At 60.7% G+C, this 18801-nt stretch carries 16 protein-coding genes and 1 pseudogene; 5 read left to right on the top strand and 12 right to left on the bottom strand.

Annotation, left to right across the window (positions count from 1 at the left end):
• Positions 1 to 331 precede the first annotated feature (331 nt).
• The 3 genes from BN948_RS23925 to BN948_RS23915 are packed head-to-tail and all read right to left on the bottom strand — an operon-like array spanning position 332 to position 1523.
• Positions 332 to 868, bottom strand: a complete 537-nt coding sequence (locus BN948_RS23925) for a hypothetical protein (protein WP_003159187.1) — start codon at positions 866 to 868, stop codon at positions 332 to 334.
• Positions 869 to 879: 11 nt separating this feature from the next.
• Positions 880 to 1275, bottom strand: coding sequence for a type II toxin-antitoxin system VapC family toxin (locus BN948_RS23920; protein ID WP_003159186.1), 396 nt, complete (start codon positions 1273 to 1275; stop codon positions 880 to 882).
• The gene (locus BN948_RS23915; RefSeq protein WP_003108276.1) at positions 1272 to 1523 is read right to left on the bottom strand and encodes an AbrB/MazE/SpoVT family DNA-binding domain-containing protein; all 252 of its coding nucleotides are present in this window, start codon (positions 1521 to 1523) and stop codon (positions 1272 to 1274) included. Before BN948_RS23915 ends, BN948_RS23920 begins: the two co-directional genes overlap by 4 nt.
• Before the next feature lie 181 nt (positions 1524 to 1704).
• Between BN948_RS23915 and BN948_RS23910 the strand changes: the two genes are divergently transcribed.
• Positions 1705 to 2271, top strand: coding sequence for a recombinase family protein (locus BN948_RS23910; RefSeq protein WP_003159185.1), 567 nt, complete (start codon positions 1705 to 1707; stop codon positions 2269 to 2271).
• A 348-nt stretch (positions 2272 to 2619) separates the two neighbouring features.
• Here BN948_RS23910 and intI1 read toward each other — a convergent pair whose 3' ends face one another.
• Positions 2620 to 3633 carry a class 1 integron integrase IntI1 gene (intI1, locus tag BN948_RS23905; protein ID WP_000845048.1) on the bottom strand — a complete coding sequence of 338 codons (1014 nt, stop codon included), beginning with the start codon at positions 3631 to 3633 and terminating at the stop codon, positions 2620 to 2622.
• A gap of 244 nt (positions 3634 to 3877) precedes the next feature.
• Here intI1 and BN948_RS26380 point away from each other — a divergent pair, with 244 nt between their 5' ends.
• The 3 genes from BN948_RS26380 (at position 3878) to BN948_RS23895 (ending at position 5686) form a co-directional block, all read left to right on the top strand.
• Positions 3878 to 4225, top strand: coding sequence for a quaternary ammonium compound efflux SMR transporter QacE delta 1 (locus BN948_RS26380; protein WP_000679427.1), 348 nt, complete (start codon positions 3878 to 3880; stop codon positions 4223 to 4225).
• The gene (gene sul1, locus BN948_RS23900; protein WP_000259031.1) at positions 4219 to 5058 is read left to right on the top strand and encodes a sulfonamide-resistant dihydropteroate synthase Sul1; all 840 of its coding nucleotides are present in this window, start codon (positions 4219 to 4221) and stop codon (positions 5056 to 5058) included. The genes BN948_RS26380 and sul1 overlap by 7 nt, the downstream gene beginning before the upstream one ends.
• 127 nt (positions 5059 to 5185) lie before the next feature.
• Complete coding sequence (locus BN948_RS23895) at positions 5186 to 5686, top strand: GNAT family N-acetyltransferase (RefSeq protein WP_000376623.1); 501 nt, start codon at positions 5186 to 5188, stop codon at positions 5684 to 5686.
• 534 nt (positions 5687 to 6220) lie between these two features.
• Here the strand turns inward: BN948_RS23895 and istB are convergent.
• The 8 genes and pseudogenes from istB to traF form a co-directional block, all read right to left on the bottom strand.
• Positions 6221 to 7006: an IS21-like element IS1326 family helper ATPase IstB gene (istB, locus tag BN948_RS23890; protein ID WP_000983249.1), complete on the bottom strand. Its 786-nt coding sequence runs from the start codon at positions 7004 to 7006 to the stop codon at positions 6221 to 6223.
• Positions 6993 to 8516 (bottom strand): IS21-like element IS1326 family transposase, encoded by a 1524-nt coding sequence (istA, locus tag BN948_RS26370; RefSeq protein ID WP_001324342.1) that lies wholly within the window; start codon positions 8514 to 8516, stop codon positions 6993 to 6995. The genes istB and istA overlap by 14 nt, the downstream gene beginning before the upstream one ends.
• Before the next feature lie 103 nt (positions 8517 to 8619).
• Positions 8620 to 9039 (bottom strand): annotated as a pseudogene (locus BN948_RS23885) (TniB family NTP-binding protein); the annotation flags it as partial.
• Between the two features lie 2 nt (positions 9040 to 9041).
• Positions 9042 to 10757, bottom strand: a complete 1716-nt coding sequence (locus BN948_RS23880; RefSeq protein ID WP_000935451.1) for a Mu transposase C-terminal domain-containing protein — start codon at positions 10755 to 10757, stop codon at positions 9042 to 9044.
• 262 nt (positions 10758 to 11019) lie between these two features.
• Complete coding sequence (locus BN948_RS23875; protein ID WP_011600631.1) at positions 11020 to 14727, bottom strand: zincin-like metallopeptidase domain-containing protein; 3708 nt, start codon at positions 14725 to 14727, stop codon at positions 11020 to 11022.
• A gap of 3 nt (positions 14728 to 14730) precedes the next feature.
• A complete protein-coding gene (locus BN948_RS23870; RefSeq protein WP_011600632.1) occupies positions 14731 to 15114 on the bottom strand; it encodes a hypothetical protein in 384 nt (127 codons plus the stop codon).
• A gap of 4 nt (positions 15115 to 15118) precedes the next feature.
• Complete coding sequence (locus BN948_RS23865; protein WP_011600633.1) at positions 15119 to 17194, bottom strand: DNA topoisomerase III; 2076 nt, start codon at positions 17192 to 17194, stop codon at positions 15119 to 15121.
• Positions 17195 to 17208: 14 nt separating this feature from the next.
• Positions 17209 to 17781: a conjugative transfer signal peptidase TraF gene (gene traF / locus BN948_RS23860; protein ID WP_428841498.1), complete on the bottom strand. Its 573-nt coding sequence runs from the start codon at positions 17779 to 17781 to the stop codon at positions 17209 to 17211.
• A 95-nt stretch (positions 17782 to 17876) separates the two neighbouring features.
• On the opposite strand from traF, the gene BN948_RS23855 reads away from it, so the two are divergent.
• The coding region (locus BN948_RS23855) for a DUF4158 domain-containing protein (RefSeq protein WP_035624321.1) at positions 17877 to 18801 on the top strand (925 nt) is incomplete at its 3' end.

Here is an 18801-nt window from a genome sequence, read left to right as displayed (position 1 = left end):
ATCTACCAACACCACCTCCGCGCCAGTGCTAGCTTTTCGTACCGTCACTTATTGCACTGAAAACGAGGAGACCCCATGCCGGCGACGTAAAAGCCGGCCGCCTTCGTGCTCTCCACGATGGCATCCTGCCGGCTTAGGTCTTGTTCCTCCGTGCTCATGTCGTTTTCAGAAGGCGACTGCACCAGTTCACTGGGCTGGCCGCCGTGTGTGCATAGAACTTCTGACCGGGAACGGTCAGAAGTTCTATGCACGAAGCGCCGCGAGAGATCGGAATTGCTCAGAACTCTTGTGCACGGCGCGACAAAGCCGGAACCGCCGAAAATTCCGGCGATCAACCGGCAAGCTGCTTGATGCGCTCGGCCAGGCGGCCGAAAGCCTCGTTCACGTATTCCAGCACCTTGGGTTCTGCGCCCTGCGTGCGCAGCGAGTCTTTGAAGGCTTCCAGGTCGGACAGCCATTGCCGATGCAGGCGGCCCAGCTCGTCGAGCTGAGGCCGGAAGTCTTGGAGACTGCCGCTCGCACGAAACGCCTGGTAGCCACGCTCAAGCGTGGCCGCCGTGGTCAGCAGTTGCGCGCCCATTTGCTTGTGCTGTTCGGAGAACTCGGCCATGCCGTCATAGGGCCGCGAAGCCTTGCGGCGCTCGGCTTCGGATGCCTCTTCCATGATGCGGGCGTAGCGGTAGAACCCTGGGAACTCGCGGGACAGCGCCATGAGCTGCTGATCGGATGTGCCGACCCAAATCCTGTGCAGGTCAGGCCCGTACCCCATCATGCGATTGATGATGGCATGGGCCTCGCTGACACCCTGGGCGGCAAGCTGCTGCATGTGTTGGTCGATCTTCGCGGCCAGTCGGCGGAATTCGTTCATGCTCATGTCCGTCACAAAAGGCGCGTTGATTGCCCTTGCGCCGTGAGAAGTGCCACCGCCTTCTTATCGAAGGAAACGAAGGTTTCCCCGCCAAGCCAGTTGCCTTCGTAGGCAATGACGCCATCGGCAAAGTCTCCGCCCGCGTCGAGCACCAGCAAGCCAGCCTCCACGGCAGGCCGGTTCACTTCCACATTCGCGGCGGCCAGTAGTGCCCGGATCGCGCTGGCCGCGTCGGCTTGCTGGAAGCCGTAGACACGCAGCAGCACCCAAACAAATTCGCATAGGCACGGCAGCGCGACCGCGATCAACTCGGCGTCGGTCAAGACTGCGGCGGCAACGTCCGCTTGTGCGGGATCGTCACGCACAACCGCACGCACAAGGACGTTGGTATCGACTGCGACCTTCATTGCTTACCTGCCCAGCCTTGCGCCGCCGCCTCGTTGATTTCTTCGATGGTGGCAACCTTCTGCGTCTTGCCCGCGAGCAGGCCGACAAAGCTGGCTATCGTCCCTGCGGGCCGTGCCGCCTTGAGCACGCCCCGACCGTCTGGCAACAAGTCCAGCTCGATCTTGTCGCCTGGCCTGATGCCGAGGTGTTGCAGTACGTCCTTCCGAAACGTCACTTGTCCCCGTGCGGTAACGGTCAATGTGGTCATGGTGGTTTGCCCTCGCAATCAAGGTTGATGCTTCACATAGTAATGCAAAAATGCCTTACCGTCAATGTCCGTCAAACGATCATTAGTCGGCCATGCCGGACACTGTCCAGCAAAGTTATTGCACAACGGGTTGTCGGACATTAAGATAGGCGGACGGAATGACGGACAAGAGAGGCGGCAAATGGCACTGATCGGCTATGCGCGGGTATCGACGGCGGAACAGGACACCGCCTTGCAGACGGATGCGCTACGCAAGGCAGGCTGCGAGCGCGTTTTCGAGGACACGGCTTCCGGGGCCAAGGCCGACCGCCCCGGCTTGGCTGATGCGCTGGCCTACCTGCGCGACGGCGACGTGCTGGCCGTCTGGCGGCTGGATCGGCTCGGGCGCTCTATGCCGCACCTAATCGAAACGATAGGCGCGCTGGAAGCGCGAGGCGTCGGCTTCCGTTCTCTGACGGAAGCCATCGACACCACCACGCCAGGCGGGCGGCTCATCTTCCACGTGTTCGGCGCGCTGGGCCAGTTCGAGCGCGACTTGATCCGCGAGCGCACCAAGGCCGGGTTGACTGCCGCCGCCGCTCGTGGGAGGAAGGGCGGGCGAAAGCCGGTTGTCACCGCCGACAAGTTGCAGCGAGCGCGGGAGCACATCGCCAACGGGCTTAATGTCCGAGAGGCCGCTACACGGCTCAAGGTGAGCAAGACGGCCCTGTACACCGCGCTGCAATCCACCAGTGCAGCCGACTCCTGATATTCCGTGCAGTCGTCTTCTGAAAATGACAGCTCACGCGCAGGTAGATGCGTGCGACTTTCATGCGGGCCTCCTGGTCATTTTGGGTATAGGGAAAATGACCATTGTTTCACGCCTAGCCAAAAAGGGAAGGTTCCCGGTTCAAATGTCGTTTTCAGAAGACGGCTGCACTGAACGTCAGAAGCCGACTGCACTATAGCAGCGGAGGGGTTGGATCCATCAGGCAACGACGGGCTGCTGCCGGCCATCAGCGGACGCAGGGAGGACTTTCCGCAACCGGCCGTTCGATGCGGCACCGATGGCCTTCGCGCAGGGGTAGTGAATCCGCCAGGATTGACTTGCGCTGCCCTACCTCTCACTAGTGAGGGGCGGCAGCGCATCAAGCGGTGAGCGCACTCCGGCACCGCCAACTTTCAGCACATGCGTGTAAATCATCGTCGTAGAGACGTCGGAATGGCCGAGCAGATCCTGCACGGTTCGAATGTCGTAACCGCTGCGGAGCAAGGCCGTCGCGAACGAGTGGCGGAGGGTGTGCGGTGTGGCGGGCTTCGTGATGCCTGCTTGTTCTACGGCACGTTTGAAGGCGCGCTGAAAGGTCTGGTCATACATGTGATGGCGACGCACGACACCGCTCCGTGGATCGGTCGAATGCGTGTGCTGCGCAAAAACCCAGAACCACGGCCAGGAATGCCCGGCGCGCGGATACTTCCGCTCAAGGGCGTCGGGAAGCGCAACGCCGCTGCGGCCCTCGGCCTGGTCCTTCAGCCACCATGCCCGTGCACGCGACAGCTGCTCGCGCAGGCTGGGTGCCAAGCTCTCGGGTAACATCAAGGCCCGATCCTTGGAGCCCTTGCCCTCCCGCACGATGATCGTGCCGTGATCGAAATCCAGATCCTTGACCCGCAGTTGCAAACCCTCACTGATCCGCATGCCCGTTCCATACAGAAGCTGGGCGAACAAACGATGCTCGCCTTCCAGAAAACCGAGGATGCGAACCACTTCATCCGGGGTCAGCACCACCGGCAAGCGCCGCGACGGCCGAGGTCTTCCGATCTCCTGAAGCCAGGGCAGATCCGTGCACAGCACCTTGCCGTAGAAGAACAGCAAGGCCGCCAATGCCTGACGATGCGTGGAGACCGAAACCTTGCGCTCGTTCGCCAGCCAGGACAGAAATGCCTCGACTTCGCTGCTGCCCAAGGTTGCCGGGTGACGCACACCGTGGAAACGGATGAAGGCACGAACCCAGTGGACATAAGCCTGTTCGGTTCGTAAGCTGTAATGCAAGTAGCGTATGCGCTCACGCAACTGGTCCAGAACCTTGACCGAACGCAGCGGTGGTAACGGCGCAGTGGCGGTTTTCATGGCTTGTTATGACTGTTTTTTTGTACAGTCTATGCCTCGGGCATCCAAGCAGCAAGCGCGTTACGCCGTGGGTCGATGTTTGATGTTATGGAGCAGCAACGATGTTACGCAGCAGGGCAGTCGCCCTAAAACAAAGTTAGATGCACTAAGCACATAATTGCTCACAGCCAAACTATCAGGTCAAGTCTGCTTTTATTATTTTTAAGCGTGCATAATAAGCCCTACACAAATTGGGAGATATATCATGAAAGGCTGGCTTTTTCTTGTTATCGCAATAGTTGGCGAAGTAATCGCAACATCCGCATTAAAATCTAGCGAGGGCTTTACTAAGCTTGCCCCTTCCGCCGTTGTCATAATCGGTTATGGCATCGCATTTTATTTTCTTTCTCTGGTTCTGAAATCCATCCCTGTCGGTGTTGCTTATGCAGTCTGGTCGGGACTCGGCGTCGTCATAATTACAGCCATTGCCTGGTTGCTTCATGGGCAAAAGCTTGATGCGTGGGGCTTTGTAGGTATGGGGCTCATAATTGCTGCCTTTTTGCTCGCCCGATCCCCATCGTGGAAGTCGCTGCGGAGGCCGACGCCATGGTGACGGTGTTCGGCATTCTGAATCTCACCGAGGACTCCTTCTTCGATGAGAGCCGGCGGCTAGACCCCGCCGGCGCTGTCACCGCGGCGATCGAAATGCTGCGAGTCGGATCAGACGTCGTGGATGTCGGACCGGCCGCCAGCCATCCGGACGCGAGGCCTGTATCGCCGGCCGATGAGATCAGACGTATTGCGCCGCTCTTAGACGCCCTGTCCGATCAGATGCACCGTGTTTCAATCGACAGCTTCCAACCGGAAACCCAGCGCTATGCGCTCAAGCGCGGCGTGGGCTACCTGAACGATATCCAAGGATTTCCTGACCCTGCGCTCTATCCCGATATTGCTGAGGCGGACTGCAGGCTGGTGGTTATGCACTCAGCGCAGCGGGATGGCATCGCCACCCGCACCGGTCACCTTCGACCCGAAGACGCGCTCGACGAGATTGTGCGGTTCTTCGAGGCGCGGGTTTCCGCCTTGCGACGGAGCGGGGTCGCTGCCGACCGGCTCATCCTCGATCCGGGGATGGGATTTTTCTTGAGCCCCGCACCGGAAACATCGCTGCACGTGCTGTCGAACCTTCAAAAGCTGAAGTCGGCGTTGGGGCTTCCGCTATTGGTCTCGGTGTCGCGGAAATCCTTCTTGGGCGCCACCGTTGGCCTTCCTGTAAAGGATCTGGGTCCAGCGAGCCTTGCGGCGGAACTTCACGCGATCGGCAATGGCGCTGACTACGTCCGCACCCACGCGCCTGGAGATCTGCGAAGCGCAATCACCTTCTCGGAAACCCTCGCGAAATTTCGCAGTCGCGACGCCAGAGACCGAGGGTTAGATCATGCCTAGCATTCACCTTCCGGCCGCCCGCTAGCGGACCCTGGTCAGGTTCCGCGAAGGTGGGCGCAGACATGCTGGGCTCGTCAGGATCAAACTGCACTATGAGGCGGCGGTTCATACCGCGCCAGGGGAGCGAATGGACAGCGAGGAGCCTCCGAACGTTCGGGTCGCCTGCTCGGGTGATATCGACGAGGTTGTGCGGCTGATGCACGACGCTGCGGCGTGGATGTCCGCCAAGGGAACGCCCGCCTGGGACGTCGCGCGGATCGACCGGACATTCGCGGAGACCTTCGTCCTGAGATCCGAGCTCCTAGTCGCGAGTTGCAGCGACGGCATCGTCGGCTGTTGCACCTTGTCGGCCGAGGATCCCGAGTTCTGGCCCGACGCCCTCAAGGGGGAGGCCGCATATCTGCACAAGCTCGCGGTGCGACGGACACATGCGGGCCGGGGTGTCAGCTCCGCGCTGATCGAGGCTTGCCGCCATGCCGCGCGAACGCAGGGGTGCGCCAAGCTGCGGCTCGACTGCCACCCGAACCTGCGTGGCCTATACGAGCGGCTCGGATTCACCCACGTCGACACTTTCAATCCCGGCTGGGATCCAACCTTCATCGCAGAACGCCTAGAACTCGAAATCTAACGTCCGTTCGGGCATCGAGGTCCATGTCGGGGTGGGACGGGCCCGTGGCTTCAAGATCACTTGCAGTCCGACCGCGATGTCTTGGTTGCGCGAGAGGTTGTCGATATCCTCCACTTCCATCATCAACCCTGGATAATGCCGCCGCCGTCATCGCCGCCGACGCCCGTGCCGGGCTTTTCGGGCCTGTCAGGCTTGCTCGGCCTTCAGCCTGCCTGGGCGAGATCTCCGGCGGACGGATTAACGGCGGAGCTTCGCCGCCTTTCGTGCGTGTGAAGGCCGAAGATAGTTCTCTCAAAAACATCCGTTTATGAGAGATACCAAAGCCGACAGTCTGCCGAAGGTTGAAGGTCTCTCAAAACTGCCTCTCGCTTCCGATCTCTCACCGATCTACGTTTCTAAGTGTTTTGAGAGGAGAACAGCATGTTGGTGGGGTACGCCAGGGTTTCGACACGTGATCAAACCCACGCTGTTGATTTGCACCCAAATTTGACCCGGGATTTGCATTGAATTTTGACCCACCCCTTGTTGTCAGAATTATGTCTCGATTTTCAGTTTGCGGGTCTGTTTTTCCTCCTGCTTATTCTGAGTTGAACTGTGTTTGAAGCGGTAACTTTCATTGCCGGTTTCCAGGATGTGGCAGTGGTGGGTTAGTCGGTCCAACAACGCTGTTGTCATCTTTTCATCGCCAAACACTCGGCTCCATTCCGAGAAGCTCAAGTTGGTGGTCAGTATCACGCTGGTTTTTTCGTACAGCTTTGAGAGCAGGTGAAACAGCAGTGCCCCACCGGTTTGGCTAAAAGGCAAATATCCCAGCTCATCCAGAATCACCAAATCGGCATACAACAGACGGTTTGCGATTTGTCCCTGACGCCCAGATGATTTCTCTTGCTCCAGTGCATTGACCAAATCCACGGTGGAGAAGAAACGCACCCGTCGGTTCAAGTGCATCACTGCTTGTGTACCAATGGCTGTGGCCAGGTGAGTCTTGCCTGTGCCTGGCCCACCAATCAGCACCACGTTCTGGGCTTGTTCCATGAAGTCGCACCGGTGCAATTGTTTGACCGTGGCCTCATTAACCAGGCTTTGACTGAAGTCAAAGCCCACCAAGTCCCGATACACGGGGAACTTGGCCACCCGCAATTGATAGTTCACCGAACGTACTTCACGCTCTGCCACTTCAGCTTTAATCAAGCTGTCCAGCATGGGCAAGGCTTGATTAAATGCTGGTGAATTCTGATTGCCCAACTCCTCAATGGCGTGTGCCATGCCAAAGAGTTTCAAGGATTTGAGGATTCTCACATGGCCTTCATGCTGCATCATGGGCTCTCCTTAAACTGTCATAGCGGTTCACGTTGGCCTGTGGTTCCAATGTCAGCCTTAACCCCTTGGGAATTGGAATCGGTTTGGGTGGAGGTTCTTCGGTCAAACGTCCCAACAGATTAAGCACATGCTCCTTCGATGGCTTGCCACACTCCAATGCCAATTCCACAGCACTGAGTACCGCACCTTCATCGTGGTGCAATACAAGGGCCAGAATTTCCACCATGTCACGGTCACCGCCGGGGCGTTGCAGCAAGATGGATTGAAGCTTCTTGAACGCGGGTGGCAATTCAGCAAATGGCGCACCATTGCGCAACGCCCCAGGTTTCTTCTGAAGCACAGACAAGTAATGGTGCCAGTCGTATTGTGTGTGGCCACGCCGAGCGTGGCCACTGCCAAACAATCTTGGATGCTCGGCAATGTGTTGGCCTTCGGCAGCCATCACCAGCTTGTCTGCATAAATCCGAAGGCTGATGGCCCTGTTGGCGTAACTGGCAGGAACGCTGTAGCGATTGCCCTCGTGGTGAACAAGGCAGGTTGAAGTGACTCGCTTGGTTTGCTCCACGAATGCATCAAAGGCATTGGGTAGCGCCATCAACTCGCCTTGTTCATCGGCAAAGGCCTCTTGCACGGTTTGGTCCAATTCGGGGTGGCGCAGCTCAGACCACAGCGCTTTGCAGCGATGCTCAAGCCACACATTCAAATCAGCAAGGCTTTGAAAGTCTGGTGCCCCTTGCCACAGGCGTTGGCGGGAATCCTGCACGTTCTTCTCAATCTGGCCTTTCTCCCAACCCGATGCTGGATTACAGAACTGCGCATCAAACAGGTAGTGGCTGACCATGGCAGTGAACCGCTGATTGACCCTGCGCTCTTTGCCACGCCCCACCGAATCCACAGCGGTCTTCATGTTGTCGTAGATGCCGCGCTTGGGAATGCCACCGAAGATTTGAAAGGCATGCCAGTGGGCATCAAACAGCATTTCATGTTTTTGCTGGTAGTAAGCCCGAAGCACAAAGGCCCGGCTGTGGGCCAACTTAAACTGGGCAATCTGAAGTTTGACCTGTTTGCCCGCTATGCGGGCAAAGTCCTCACTCCAATCGAATTGGAAGGCTTCGCCACAAGCAAAGCGCAAGGGGATGAAACAACCCTTGCCCGAGGTTTGCGCCTTGAACTGTTCGGAATCTTTCCACTGTCGGGCAAAGGCACACACTCGGTCATAAGACCCGGTAAAGCCCAAAGCGACCAAATCCCGGTACATGCTGCGCAGGTTTCTGCGCAGCTTCTTTGTCTTTTTGTGCTCGGTGGAGAGCCACTGCCTTAACTTGGGCTCAAAAGGACTTAACTTGCCAACGCTGTCTCGCGCTGGGTACTGCGGTTCAACCACCTTGCTTTGCAAATACTTGCGAACGGTGTTCCTGGACAGGCCGCTTCGTCGGGCTATTTCCCGAATCGACGCACCATCGCGAAAATGCCAGCGTCGAATTGCGCTCAATATCGCCACGTTTATCACTCCTTGATTTCTCCCGCCATATCCAGACGGGAAACAGTGTCATACGTGGGTCAAATTTCGACGCAAATCTTTACCCTAAGTGGGTCAATTTTAGATGCAACTCAACAGCCAGAGCCAGTTGCTCCATTTCCGGCAACCGTGGGCGTGGGCGCAGCGGCGCGCCCATCGCGGCGAGCAGCGCGACGTAGAAGCGGATCACGGACGGCTCGGACGGCATCTGCACGACCAACACCGGGATGTGCTCCTGGTCGGCGTCGGAGCTGGCCGGGTGGGTGCGGCGGAACTTCTCGACGATCATCGACTTGCCATTGTTGGTCGGGCCAACCAGCAGCAGGTTGGGCATGCGTTGCTTGTTTGGCCACGCATAAAGGGCTTCCAGCCGGTTCAGCGCCTCGACTGCGCGCGGATAGCCGATCCAGCGGTCGGCGCGAAGGCGCTGGATGCGCTCGTCCGCCGGAAGACGGGCCAAGCCCTGGGCCGCCGGCAGCAGGTGGGACAGGTCGATGATGGGATATTCGTCCACGGCTACCACTCCTCAATCTGGTCGAACGGTTTGGCGGGTGGCAAGTTGTCTGCCTGCGGGTCGGCAATATCCGTATCCGGCGGAACGGGCTTGTCCGGCCGAGCTGATGTCTTGAGGTGCTGGCGGCGATCCGCGTCACGCCGCGCCTTGCGTGTGGCCTTCTGCGCGCTGGTCACAATCTCACGCATCTGGCCGATCATGCGGAACAGCGCCGACTCATCCACCTGTTCGCGCCCTTGCTGCCGCAGTTTCGCCAGCGCCTGCCGTTGTTCCCAGAGGGTGACAGCCGGATGCGACAAGGTACGGTAGGGAATTTCCAGGTAATGCTGTCCCTCCGGTTCCAGGACCCAGATACGGCTGATGTCGCGCGGATCGCGCCGGATCAGAAAGGACGGCCAGCGTTCACGCCGCGCAATCCACGGCTTGAGCGCATCGGCGTAGTAGTGGATGTGGTCGATGACAAAGCCGGTGCGGGTCAGCGTGCGCCGGAGGATCGGCAGAAAATCGACCAGGAACGAAGTAGCGCGTGTGACGACGGCCGGTACGCCGACACGCGCCACGGCCTCGGCCCAGCGCGCGGCCGGCGGTTGGAGCAGGCCGTTGTGCACCGAACCGTGGTAGGTGCCGACCGCCAATGTGAGCCAGCGCTCTAGCTCGCGCAGCGTCAGGGCGGCCTTGTTTTCGGAATCGTAGTCGCCGCGCTGGTCAGGGTTGGAGAAGGTCGTTCCCGGCAGTTCGTCGTGAATCATCTGCATCGCCGTGCCGATGATCCGTTCCACGATGCCGCCATAGTGCGGCTGTCCCAGCGGGCGATAGTCCAGCCGGATGCCATGCTGCTCGCAACCCCGGCGCAGGGCCTCGCTCTTGAACTCGGCCGCGTTGTCTAGGTAGAGCAGCAAGGGCTTGCCGCTCATCTGCCAATCCATTTCCACGTTCAGTCCTTCCAGCCAAGGGCGCTTGTCGCAGGCGACATGCACGAGGCACAGGCCAACCGAAACGGCAGACGGCGCTTCCAGCGTGACGACCATGCCGAGCACGCAGCGGGTGAACACGTCGATGGCGAGGGTCAGGTACGGGCGGCCAATAGGTTGCCGGTCGCGGTCATCGACCACGATCAGGTCGATGACCGTATGGTCTATCTGCACCTGCTCCAGCGGCGCGGTCACGGCAGGAGGCTCGCCGCCCACACCTTGTAGGTCACGAGCGGCATCCTGGCCTTCCCGCCGGCGGATGACCTTGCGCGGGTCAAGGCTAGCGATCCGTAAGGCCACGGTATTGCGCGCCGGCACTCGCAGTTTTTGAGCCTTGCACACCTGAGTGACTTCGCGGTGAAAGGCCGCTAGGCTGCGCTTCTGCTTGGTCAGGAACCGCTTTTGCAGTAGCTCGTGGATGACGCGCTCGACCGGTTCCGGCAAGCGCCCCTTACCTTTACCTCCACCGGACTGGCCGGGCACCAGATCCGTCACGAGGCCGCTGCCTTGCCGGGCACGCCGGATCAGAACGTATACCTGGCGCCGAGACAAGCCCAGCGCCTGAGCCGCCATATCGGCCGCTTCGTGCCCGACCGTCTCCGACTGCGCCAACGGACTGATGATCTCCGCACGACGGCGCGCACGCTCCCAAGCCTCATCAGGCAGAGTGGCCACGCCTTGTTCTGGAATCCGTGGGGTGTCCGTCGCCATGCTCACCTCGCTTTGGTGCACACGAGTATTGAGCATAGTCGAGATTGGTGCAGATCACTTCTGATATTGAACTGTCAGGAGCTGGCTGCACAACAGCCATTACGCCCAATCAACTGGTGCAGTCGTCTTCTGAAAATGACATCAAATTGGCTAGGTTGTTTTGGGCCATGCAACGGGGCCGGGTGGATCTCGTTGTGGATCTCGCCGGCGGGGATCTAGCCGTGGATCTCCGACCTGGTGCGCAGGCCAAAAAAAACCGCCCCGGAGTGCGGGGCGGCGAAGTAGGGCGGTCGTGCTGTTATCCGATCTTGGCGGCCCGCCTCGGCCGCTGCTCCTGTTTCTGCTCGCGCTTCTGTTCCTGGTCGATCCTCTGCGCCTTCTCCTGCTGGCCAACATCGACCAGCACCTTGCCCACGGCCGTACTGACCTGACGCTGTACGCCTTCGCGCCCCAGCTCGCTCTTGTTGGCCAAGTCGTTGAAGTCGGTGAAGCCCTTGGGATCGCCGGCCTGCTCGCCCGGTGCAAAGATCGGGAAGATGGCCTTGCCACCTACTGCCTTTGCGGCTTCCTCGGCCTTGGCCCGGCCGGGGTTGTAGCCGCGTTCCAGCTCCTGGGCCTTGTCGTCGTCGCCGGCGATGATGATGGGCTTGTCCGGGTACTTCTCATGCAGTGCGCGGGCGACGTGGGGCAGGTTGCCCGAGTCGAACGCCGCGACCGTGGCAAAGCCCAGCGCCTCGGAATTGCTCGCCGCTGTGGCATAGCCCTCGGAAATGACCAGGGCCGGCGCTGCGGCCAAGGCATCCATGCCGCCGACCGGATGAAAGCATCCTTCCTTCTTGCTGTCCTTGGCGAACCGCTTGGTGCCGTCCTCCTGGATGTACTGCATCGCCCATTGCTTGCCGTCCGCATCGAACACCGGAATGTAGGTTTTCTGGCCTTCCTTGTCGGTCAGCACGCCCGCCTGCGGCTTGATGCCCTTGGCTTCCAGGTACGGCGTCGGCTGCTCGATGGGCGCAAGGGTGGCCATCTGACGGCCGACACGCTGGGCCGTGGCTTCGTGCGCCTGCTCCTGTGCGGCCTCGCGCTCGGCCAGCTTGGTCGCGGCCTCGGCTTGCAGCTTGGCCTTTTCCTCGTCGCTCAAGGCATAGCCCTTGCTCTTCCAGGTAATGTCCGTGCCGGTCTTGTTGTTGATGATCCGGCCGGCCGGGTGGCCGTCCAGGTGCCCGACATAGAAGCCGTCCAGGGTTCCAGACTTGCCGCCGTCCACCGGCACGCGATGTTTCTTGCCGTCCATGATTGGATGGTCGCCGTCCGGTCGCTGGCCGACGAATAGGCCGGCGCTGCGCATGGCTTGCGCGAACTCTTCCCTTGGCGTCATAGCCGGCCCTTGCTGGGCCGATACGTTGTCGGGGTTCCAGCGTTCCAGCTTGGCCATGTCGGCACGCGGGCCGGCATACCAGGACTTCGCCGCCTTATCCCAAAGCGCGCCGGCCGCTTTGGCCTCGCCACGCTCGGCATAGGGCACGGCAAGGTACTGGCGGGCCTGTGCGGGCTTCTGCGCCTGCTCCTGGCCCTGGGTGGCCTGCTGGGCCGCCTGTGGCTCTGCGGCCGCTGTAGCGGCTCCCTGCGCCCATTTGGCAAACGGTGCGGTATCGACGCCCGGCGGCACGTACCAGGACTGTTGCTGACGATCCCAGCGTGCCCCGAGTCCCTTGGCCTCGTCTTTTTCCTTGAAAGGCACGTTGATGTACTCGCGTTCGGCCTTCTGCTGCGCCGGCGCAGCCGTCGCGCCCTGGGCCTGCTCCTGCTGCTCGCGCTCATGCTCGGCAATGCGATTCTGCAAGTCCTGGTCGTTCAGCATCACGGTCATTTCAGCGTCTTTGCGTGCTTCTTTAGCGGCTGAAATGTCCTCGTCGGTGCTGTTCGGATCGCGGCGCACCCGCTCTTCATGGACGCGGGCCAGCTTCGCCGCTCGCTCAACATCGTTCACTTCGGCGTAGGCATCGACCGCCGCCAGGCGCTGGGCCAGCTCGTCGGCCTGCTGTTCGCCGTCGAAGTCAGCAAGCCATTGGTGCGTGCCATCTTCCCGGCGGGCATACACCCCATAGAACTGCGGTTCAACGCCAAGGGATGCGGCCGAAGTGACGTGCTGATCGTCGCCTTCGCCTTCCATGACGTTGCCCTGGACTTGCACCTGGCCGATCCAGTCAGCGGGCAGCGTGAAGCCAAATGCCTTTTCGCTGGCTTCGTTCAGCGCCTGAATGTCGATTGCCCTGGTCGCCTCGGTGCCAGTGTGCAAGTCGCGCAGCGCGCTTGTGACCTCGGCATCAGGCCGGGACATGATGCCGTTGTCGGCCAGCCGATCCACCAGGCGGCCGGGCAGGTTGTCGATGTTGGTTGGTTGCATGGCCAGCTCCTTTTCTTGCTGCTGGGCCTGGTCTTGCTCCTGCACCTGCACCTGCTCGAAGGCCAGCACGTAATCATGGATTTTCTCGGCGTCGGATGAGGCGCGGAAAATTTCCAGCGGATCGTCTTGCAGCGCCTTGATCCAGGAACCGACATAAGCGGCGTGCTGCTCGGGGTCGTGGCCAATGCCCAGCTCGTCGCCCACGATCATCGAAGAAATCTCGGCCCGCAATTCTTCCTTGGCGTACCCCTCCGATCCGAACGGATGGGCAAGGTCACGGTCGAGGCGCGAAGGGTGGCCAGTCCAATGTCCCAGCTCGTGCAAGGCCGTCGCGTAGTAGCGGTCGGCGCTCTCGAACTGGCTTTTTTCCGGCAGGGTGATGCTGTCGGTCGAAGGCCGATAGAAAGCCCGATCCCCGGCCGCGTGGGTGATCTTCGCCCCGGACGCTTGCAGGATGTGTTCGGCCCGCTCCACGGCATCCCACTGCTGTTCTGCCTTGGGCTTGATCTGCTGCGGCGGCAGGCCGTCGATCTGCTCGCCGTTGAAAACGGTAGCGAAGAACACGCGGGGCCGTTCGAGCTGGACGGTTTCCTTGATCTTCTCGCCGTTCGCATCGCGCACCGGCCGGCCCTGGTCATCCAGCTTGTCTTGCTCTTCGCTGAATTTCCAGTATTGAACGGGCGTGCCTTTCTCGCCCTTGCGCACCTGTGCGCCGGCGGCCGCCGCCTGCTTGTAGGTCATCCAGCGCGAGTCATCCCGGCCTTGGGCCATCAGGTGAATTGCGTTAATGCCTTTGTAGCGTTTGCCGGTGGTGGGGTTCATCGGCATCAGCGAATTAGGTTCGCCTGGTTGCCACGGTTTTTGCCACGGCGCGGTGCCAGCCTTGAGCTGTTCGATCAGCTTTTCGGCCACCACTTCATGAAACGGCTTCTTCGGTTCCATAGTGTTGTCCCTTCTGAATAGTTCGTTGATCTCCGGGAATGTCTGCTGTGTCCTGGTGCGGTCGTGCAGGCCCTGGGCGACCATGCACACGATGTTGTGCAGGTCGTCGGCCCCCATCGGCCGGACACGGGCGATGCAGGTTTCCTTGAAGGATTGCTGGCCTCGCTGTTGCACCTGGTCGTTGCCAACGTGGTGACGTGGTGCGATGCCTTCGGATTGCAGGGCAATGACTTCCTCGGCGCGCATGTCCAGCGATGTGCCGGCATAGCGTTCGTTGATGTCATCCCATAGCGGCTTGAGCGTTGGTTCTTCGCGGCCGGCGATCACGCCATCGAGCAAGGCCCGCTTCTCGGCCGGTGCGAAGGTGTTGGCCCCGTAGTGCCCTAGAACCTCATGGCGCAACGTAATGAGCAAGTCGCGGGCGTCCTGGACGTTTTCCAGGGGAATGTCCACGCGACCCCGATAGGTGCGTCCGTTGGGGGCTATCGTCTCTTTCGGCAGATAGCCGCCCTTCATGTCCTGGGGCACTTCCACGGCACGCGGCCCGTAAAGCTGGGCCGTGTTGTCGCGGAACTTGTAGGCCAGCTCAAGCGCGCCGGGGTAGTCGGTCAAGAACAACCGCGCTACCCCTTCGGCTTCAGCCTTGGTCATGGCCATCTATCAACCCTCCTTGGCGTTGTGCCTGGCGATGGCCTCGGGCACCGTCTCGCCCGGCTCCATGCCGAACCGCTCGCGGGCATTGGTGCGCGTGATGAAGGTCGGGATTTCCGCGCTGGGGCCTTCGTCGTCCAGGAAACCGGGCTGCTCTTCGCCCAGCACGTCCACCAGGTCGGCATTGCTGTCGGCGGCGTCCTCTTCGCTCAAGGCATCCTCCACGAAAGCGCCGGCGCGCTCGGCTTCCTCGGGGTCGAACTCGGCCTGGTAGCCGGGCGTCTGCGCATCGGTCAGCTTTTCGCGCAGCGCCTCGGTGGCGCTGGCGTAGTCATCGACCGGCGGCAGCTCGGCCGTGGTATCGGTGTTGGTTTGGTTCTTCGGGTCAGTCATGGCGTTACTCCTTGTCGGTGGTTGAATCTGCGGGGCCGCTGCGGCCCTTGCTGTAGTCGGGCCGGCCTTTCAGGTCGGGATAGGTCTGCTTGCAAGCGGGGTAGTTGCTGCATCCCCACCAGAAATGCCCCTTCTTCTTGCTCGGCCGGCGCGAAAGGCCGGTGCCGCACGCCATGCACTTGTGCAGGGTGGACACTGGCGCGGCTTCTTTACCGCCGGCGATGGACACGGCCCCGGTGTTGGCCTTGGCCACCTGGTCGCGGATGAAGGATTCTTGTTTCGTGATGAACGCGGCCAGCTCGGCGGTGCCCTGCTCGATGCCCTTCAACATGCGTTCGTAAAGCGCGGTGAGAACCGGACTTTTCACGACTTCGGGCAGCGCGTCGATCACGCTGCGGCCCAAGGTGGTGCTGATAATTTGCTTGCCCTTGGTTTCCAGGAACTCGCGCCGCTTCAACTCGGCAATGATCGAAGCGCGGGTTGCGGAAGTGCCGATGCCATCGCCTTCGCGCAGCATCTTCTTGTGCTCGGCGTCGGCCACGAACTTGTGGATGTTCTCCATTGCGCGGGTCAGCGTGCCCTCGGTGAACCGCTGCGGTGGCTTCGTCTTGGAATCCTTGCGGCTCGCATCCGTGCAAGTCACGCCGTCGCCTTGCTTCATCGTCGGCAGGCGCTGGCTATCGCTGTCGTCCTGCTCCTTGTCGGTGTCCTCGTCGGCCTGGTCGTACACGTCACGCCAGCCGTTTTTCGTGACTACCTTGCCGCTGGCAGCGAACGTCTCGCCGGCCACGTCCACGCCCACGGTGGTCTGCATGTATTCGTGCAGTGGGTAGAACTGCGCGATGTAGGCCCGCACGATCAATTCATAGATGTTGCGCTCGCGCTCGCTCAAGCCGGCCTTGTTGCCCTTGTGCATGGTCGGCACGATGCCGTGGTGCGCGGTGATCTTGGAATCGTTCCAGGTCTTTGACTTGATGCGCGGATCGGCGGCATCGACCAGGCCGGCCAGCTCCGGGTTCACATGCTTGACGGCATCGAGCACGTTGGCGGCGTCGGCGTGCTGCGACTCGGGCAGGTAGGCGCAGTCGGTTCGCGGGTAGCTGGTCAGCTTGTGCGTTTCATAAAGCGACTGGCAGGTATTCAGCACGTCCTCGGCGCTGTACCCGTACTTGTTTGACGCCAGTACCGTAATGTCGGACAGCGCGAACGCCAGCGGCTGGTTCTGCTTCTTCGCTTCCTGCTTGTACTCGGCAATGCTGCCTGGCTGGCCCTTGATGCTGGCCACCAGGGCATCGGCCACGGCGGTATCGACAAGGCGGCCTTCGCTGTCCAGGCCGGCTTGATCCTCCTTCGCCTTCCAGGCGGCCATAAACGTGCCGCCTTCATGCTGGATCGCGGCCCGGATCGTGTGGTACGGAACGGGCTTGAACGCCTCGATTTCGCGGTCACGATTCACAACCAGGGCCAGCGTCGGGGTCTGCACGCGGCCCACGGTCAGCAAGGCCCTGGAACCGCCGCGCTGCGCCCGCAGGGTGTAGGCGCGGGAAAGGTTCATGCCGATCAGCCAGTCAGCGCGTGCGCGCCCTCGGGCCGCATCAGCCCAGCCGCGATAGGTGTTGTTCTCTTTCAGCGCGGCCAAGCCACGCTTGACCGTTACGGTGTCTTGAGCCGACACCCAAAAACGGCGCGTCGGCTTGTTGGCCTTGAAGTGGTGCAGCACTTCATCGACCAGCAACTGACCTTCGCGGTCGGGGTCGCCGGCGTTGACGATTTCGCCCGCTTCCTTGATGAGTTTGCCGATTACGGCAAGCTGCTTCTTGGCATCGTCCTTTGGCCGCAGAATCCACGTTTCCGGGATGATGGGCAGCTCTTCGATGCGCCAGATTTTCTTGCCGGCCTTGTTGCGCGGCACGTCGTCCGGCGTGTACTCGTCCGGCTCGGCCTGTTCCAGCATGTGGCCAAAGCACCAGGTAATTTTGTCGGTGCCGCACTCGATGTAGCCGTCGCCTTTGCTTGTGACGCCCAGCGCCTCGGCAATGGCTTTTGCTACGGATGGTTTTTCAGCGATGAAAAGTCGCATGGTGATCCCCTTCCCTACCAGGTGATGACCGGACGAATCACGGTCTTGATTTGCGAAAGATTGATTGGCCCGAAGTAACGGCCATCGAAGGAAGTGCCGCTTACGTCCGACATAAGCAGCACCTCGGAATTGCCCAGCGTGTAGCGGTCGGCCTGGAAACGCGGCAATGGCCTGCCAGCGGAATCGGCCTTGATCGGCTTGCTCAAGGGCAGCAGCTCGCCATTCACCCGCACGCCGTCATCAGTGACGGTCACGGTGTCGCTTTTAGCGGCTAAAACGCGCTTCATCATGTAGCCGTACCCGCCCGCGCAGAAGCCGGCCCCGATGTAACCCCTTTCCTTGGCGTCATCGAACACGCCCGCTTTCGGCGGGCACCAAAGCACGTAAGCGCCCTTCTCCACCGGCGCGCTGGTTGTCCAGTACAGGCCGACTGGGATGCTCTTGGTCGTGTTGATGCGGGCACCGGCGGCATAGCAGGCCGCGCCCAGCACCAGGACGGCCGCGCCGGCGATGGCCACGCCTACGGTGATGCGTTTCGGGGTCTCCTCGTTTTCAGTGCAATAAGTGACGGTACGCAAAGCTAGCACTGGCGCGGGGGTGGTCTGGGTAGACCGTTGATTTCATTGACTTTCCTGTTCGCTTTGTAAACGGGTATGGTGGCCTCCCACTTTTGAGGTTCACGATGCAGGGTTGGCACACAACGTTTTTGGGGATGCGTGGGCTCCCCCGCGATATCAGCGACTTCGAGATGAAGGCATTTTTCACCTTCGATGGTGCCGAGCGCGACGCAATCAATGCACGCCGAGGTGATTCCCACAAGCTTGGTCTGGCGCTCCATATTGGTTTCCTGCGCATGAGTGGGCGTTTGCTCGGTGCCTTTCGGGTAATTCCAGTAGCCTTGTGGCGCCACCTTGGCAACGAGCTTGGCATTGCAGCACCAGAAGTCGCCTCGCTGAGAGCCATGTATGAACGCGGGCGCACGCTATTCGATCACCAACAAGTAGCCTGCACGGTCCTTGGATTCCAGTGGATGAGCGAGCACCAGCGCCGCTCACTGGTACGTGAACTGCGCGACGAAGTGGCGCGCTGCGCCGACCGCGATCAGCTACTCGTGCGGGCGCGTCAATGGCTGTACAAGAACAAGCTGGTGATCGTGCACGAGCGGGCAATTCGGACACTGATTGCGGCGGCACTTGCCCAGCTTGAAGTTGAAACAGGCACCGCCATCGCCGCCAGCGTTGATCCAGCAACACTTGATCGCTGGCGAGCCTCAGTTTCAGAGCTGCGCCCAGATGGACAAACCCAGCAGAGTTGGCTATGGGCTGCACCGGCGAAACACTCAACCCGCCAAATCAGCGAGGTACTGGAGCGCATCGACCTGCTTTACACGCTGGACGTTCATAAGCACCTGGCAGACATCCCCGATCTCATCTTGCGCCGCTACGCGCGCCGACTTGTCTCCAGGCCGCCCTCAGCCGGAGCCAAGATCAAAGAGCCAGCGCGCACCGTGGAGGTCGCATGCTTTCTTCGGTATTGCCTGTTCACCACCACAGACCAGTTGATCCTTATGGTGCAGCGCCGGATCGCCGATCTGTGGCGTCAGGCTG

The sequence above is a fragment of the Hydrogenophaga intermedia genome (assembly GCF_000723405.1).
GTDB classification, from domain to species: domain Bacteria; phylum Pseudomonadota; class Gammaproteobacteria; order Burkholderiales; family Burkholderiaceae_C; genus Hydrogenophaga; species Hydrogenophaga intermedia.
This window is presented reverse-complemented; position numbering and strand designations above follow the sequence as displayed.

What these genes read in the sequence shown, in the direction of transcription:
- BN948_RS23925 (WP_003159187.1), bottom strand. Translation starts at nt 868, where the DNA reads ATGAACGAATTCCGCCGACTGGCCGCGAAGATCGACCAACACATGCAG.
- BN948_RS23920 (WP_003159186.1), bottom strand. Translation starts at nt 1,275, where the DNA reads ATGAAGGTCGCAGTCGATACCAACGTCCTTGTGCGTGCGGTTGTGCGT.
- BN948_RS23915 (WP_003108276.1), bottom strand. Translation starts at nt 1,523, where the DNA reads ATGACCACATTGACCGTTACCGCACGGGGACAAGTGACGTTTCGGAAG.
- BN948_RS23910 (WP_003159185.1), top strand. Translation starts at nt 1,705, where the DNA reads ATGGCACTGATCGGCTATGCGCGGGTATCGACGGCGGAACAGGACACC.
- intI1 (WP_000845048.1), bottom strand. Translation starts at nt 3,633, where the DNA reads ATGAAAACCGCCACTGCGCCGTTACCACCGCTGCGTTCGGTCAAGGTT.
- BN948_RS26380 (WP_000679427.1), top strand. Translation starts at nt 3,878, where the DNA reads ATGAAAGGCTGGCTTTTTCTTGTTATCGCAATAGTTGGCGAAGTAATC.
- sul1 (WP_000259031.1), top strand. Translation starts at nt 4,219, where the DNA reads ATGGTGACGGTGTTCGGCATTCTGAATCTCACCGAGGACTCCTTCTTC.
- BN948_RS23895 (WP_000376623.1), top strand. Translation starts at nt 5,186, where the DNA reads ATGGACAGCGAGGAGCCTCCGAACGTTCGGGTCGCCTGCTCGGGTGAT.
- istB (WP_000983249.1), bottom strand. Translation starts at nt 7,006, where the DNA reads ATGATGCAGCATGAAGGCCATGTGAGAATCCTCAAATCCTTGAAACTC.
- BN948_RS23880 (WP_000935451.1), bottom strand. Translation starts at nt 10,757, where the DNA reads ATGCTCAATACTCGTGTGCACCAAAGCGAGGTGAGCATGGCGACGGAC.
- BN948_RS23875 (WP_011600631.1), bottom strand. Translation starts at nt 14,727, where the DNA reads ATGGCCATGACCAAGGCTGAAGCCGAAGGGGTAGCGCGGTTGTTCTTG.
- BN948_RS23870 (WP_011600632.1), bottom strand. Translation starts at nt 15,114, where the DNA reads ATGACTGACCCGAAGAACCAAACCAACACCGATACCACGGCCGAGCTG.
- BN948_RS23865 (WP_011600633.1), bottom strand. Translation starts at nt 17,194, where the DNA reads ATGCGACTTTTCATCGCTGAAAAACCATCCGTAGCAAAAGCCATTGCC.